Annotated in this window: 3 protein-coding genes; 2 read left to right on the top strand and 1 reads right to left on the bottom strand. The window is 49.7% G+C overall.

The genetic code is table 11. The annotated features are described in order from the left end of the window. The coding region (locus tag A3751_RS16755) for a YdiU family protein (RefSeq protein ID WP_197466432.1) at positions 1–1,196 on the bottom strand (1,196 nt) is incomplete at its 3' end. 221 nt (positions 1,197–1,417) lie between these two features. On the opposite strand from A3751_RS16755, the gene A3751_RS16750 reads away from it, so the two are divergent. Together A3751_RS16750 and A3751_RS16745 are read left to right on the top strand one after the other, a co-directional pair. Then, positions 1,418–1,984: an NnrU family protein gene (locus tag A3751_RS16750; RefSeq protein WP_068458088.1), complete on the top strand. Its 567-nt coding sequence runs from the start codon at positions 1,418–1,420 to the stop codon at positions 1,982–1,984. Between the two features lie 6 nt (positions 1,985–1,990). Further along, positions 1,991–2,912: alpha/beta hydrolase (locus A3751_RS16745; RefSeq protein ID WP_197466431.1), on the top strand; the 922-nt coding region annotated here is incomplete at its 3' end.

Raw genomic sequence — 2,912 nt, 5'->3', positions numbered from 1 at the left:
GCCCACAGATCGAAGCGCTCTATATCGATTGCCAGATCTCTGAGTTCGGCTAAACCTTGGGCTGCATCGACGTAGCTTAAGCGGCGGAAAAAATCACTATAATCAAGCCGACAGGCCTGCAGCATCTGCAGCGTTTCGAAGATCAGGCTGTCATCGGCATTGTCTGCATTGATCCAACCGAGCTTTTCGCGCATTCGCTGCATAAACCCATGATTGAAGGTGGCGCTGTAAGCTTGCAGGCCCGCTGTTAAAGCATTGTTGTCGAGCAAGGGGGTGAGCGATTGCGCCAACACACTCAGATTCCAATGCGCGATAGCGGGTTGACGGTCGAAGGCATAGCGTCCTTGATGATCCGAGTGATTGCATATATACGCGGAGCGGAAGCGGTCCATAAAGCCAAAAGGGCCAAAATCAAATGTATCGCCGATGATCGACATGTTGTCGGTATTCATCACGCCGTGGGCAAAGCCCTGTGCTTGCCAGTGCACGATCATTCTTGCGGTCGCTTCGCAAATCAGTTTGAACATGTCGGCATAGCCTTGCGGGTTTGGCGCGAGACACGGGTAGTGCTGCTCAATGACATAGCGCGCTAGAGCCTCGCTGAGCGACTTGTCTTTTGAGTGATAGGCAAACTCGAAGTGCCCAAAACGGATATGCGAGCGCGCTACGCGAAGCAAGGTTGAGCCATGCTCTTGTGCTTCTCGATAAACGGGTGTGTCACTCGTGATGACAGCAAGGGCTCTGGTTGCGGGTATACCAAGCGCCGTAAGCGCCTCACTGGCTAAAAACTCCCGGATGCAGGATCGCAGTACCGCTCGACCATCACCTCCACGAGAGTAGGGTGTGGTGCCGGAGCCTTTTAAATGCAGATCCCATAATTCACCTCGACTGTTTCGCGTCTGCGCCATGAGCAGTCCGCGCCCGTCGCCTAAATCAGGGTTCAGGTAGCCAAATTGATGACCAAAATACTTCATTGCGACGGGATTCCATCGCTCGGGAACGCGAGCGCCGCTTAATAGATCGAGTGACTCGGCGCTCGACAGCGTGTTTACGTCGATTTCGAGCATCTCGGCACAGGACTTGCTCGCGATGACCAAAGCAGGATTTTTAAGTGATGTTGGTTGTTGCTGCGTGAAGAAGCTGCTTGGCAGGTTTTGGTAAGGGTCTTCGCTTTTAAGTGCGTTTAGGTTGTTCATATTTGCAAACATCGCATGAATGCTCGAGCGGGACAAGTGTGTATTTTGCAACTCTGCTTTTTGAGTGCACGCGGTAAAAACACAAAACAAATCTAGTCAGCCTGAACGCATTTTACGTATGCTAGGTGAGGCATTCGTGTCGAATCGTGTTAATGATAACAAGACGGCTTATCTGCATCAGATCAATAAGATACTTAAAACGATAAAAACAGGAGATGAACATGACCACTATGCTCGCGGGACTGGCGATATTTTTCGCCGTACATTTGATTCCAGTTAAGCAGAGTTTGAGAGCATCGCTCACGGGCTCGATAGGAGAATGGGTCTACAAGGGCCTCTTCGCACTTATTTCTCTGGTGGGTTTTTACTTCATTGTGATAGGTAAGGCGCAAGCTCCGTTTATTTCCGTGTGGACGCCACCCGATTTTTTTCGTCATATTACGATGTTGCTCGTGTTGATCGCATTTCTGATTCTGCCTGCGGCCTATATTCCCTCCAATATTAAAGTGAAGCTGAAACACCCCATGCTGGTGGCCGTTAAAATTTGGGCGCTTGGCCACTTGTTGGCGAATGGCGATGTGGCTTCGATGGTGTTGTTTGGCAGCTTTCTCGCCTATGCGGTGGTAGATCGAATTAGCGTTAAAAAGCGCGGGCTTGCTCCAGTTGCAATCAAGCAACCGTTTTGGCGAGACGCTTTAGTAGTTCTTATTGGTTTTGTAGCCTACGTTGTTGTCGCGATGAAGCATGCCTATCTATTCGGCGTTCCTGTTATGACTGTCGCAGGTTAGATGGCTATGGATATTGTTTTTTTGCTATTCGCAGTTTTATGTTTCGCCCTAGCGCTAAATGTTATTTGTCCAATTTACCGGCACCCAAAGTATGCCGTGTTCAGTTTTCTATTTGGTTGGCCCGCTGGAGAGTTAGCGCTTCATGTCGTGGCGGTTCAAGCGATCTTGGTTTTTTTGGTCGTTTTCTTGGGCGAGATTTCAGGCGGCATGGATGCGCTCAGCTTGATGCTTATTGCAACGGGCTGGATTTTGCTGAGCTACCATTACTTCTCAGGCTTCAGAGCGCATGCGCGATTCTCAAGTTTGTTCGGGGAAGATTCGAATCTTTCTCTTAACTGGCAACGATTGATTCGTCCGTTTTATCACCTGAAGGATCATGGCCTTTTAGTGGATAAGAACATTGTCTATCGGGAAGTGGACGGCATGCGCTTGAAGCTCGATATTCGTCGCAAGAACAACCAGTTAAAAGACGCTCCTGTGCTGATTCAGATTCACGGCGGCGCATGGACGAAAGGGTATGGCTCAAAGAATGAGCAAGGTTTGCCTTTGATGCAGAACCTGGCCCAACAGGGATGGGTGTGTGTGTCGGTGGATTACCGTTTAAGCCCCAAGGCCACCTTTCCTGATCATATCATCGACTGCAAGCATGCCTTAGCTTGGGTCAAAGACAACATCGCAGAGTATGGCGGTGATGCCGGTTTTATCGTCTTAACGGGCGGCTCGGCGGGCGGTCACTTGAGCTCTTTACTGGCCTTGTCGGCACAGGAAGACGCCTTCCATGAAGCGTTGTCCGGGCGCGATTTGTCCGTTCAAGGCTGCGTGCCGTTTTATGGTATCTATGATTTGCTTGATGAAAAAGGGTTGCAGAAAAGCGTCGGCATTGAAATCGTGATGCGTAAATCCATCATCAAAGAAACCAAAACCGAAA

The organism is Oleiphilus sp. HI0080, assembly GCF_001635135.1.
The sequence above is the reverse complement of the archived record's forward strand: the minus strand, read 5'-3'. Positions and strand labels throughout refer to the sequence as shown.

Excerpts from the sequence above, each read along its gene's own strand:
- A3751_RS16750 (WP_068458088.1), top strand. The coding sequence starts at position 1,418 with ATGACCACTATGCTCGCGGGACTGGCGATATTTTTCGCCGTACATTTG.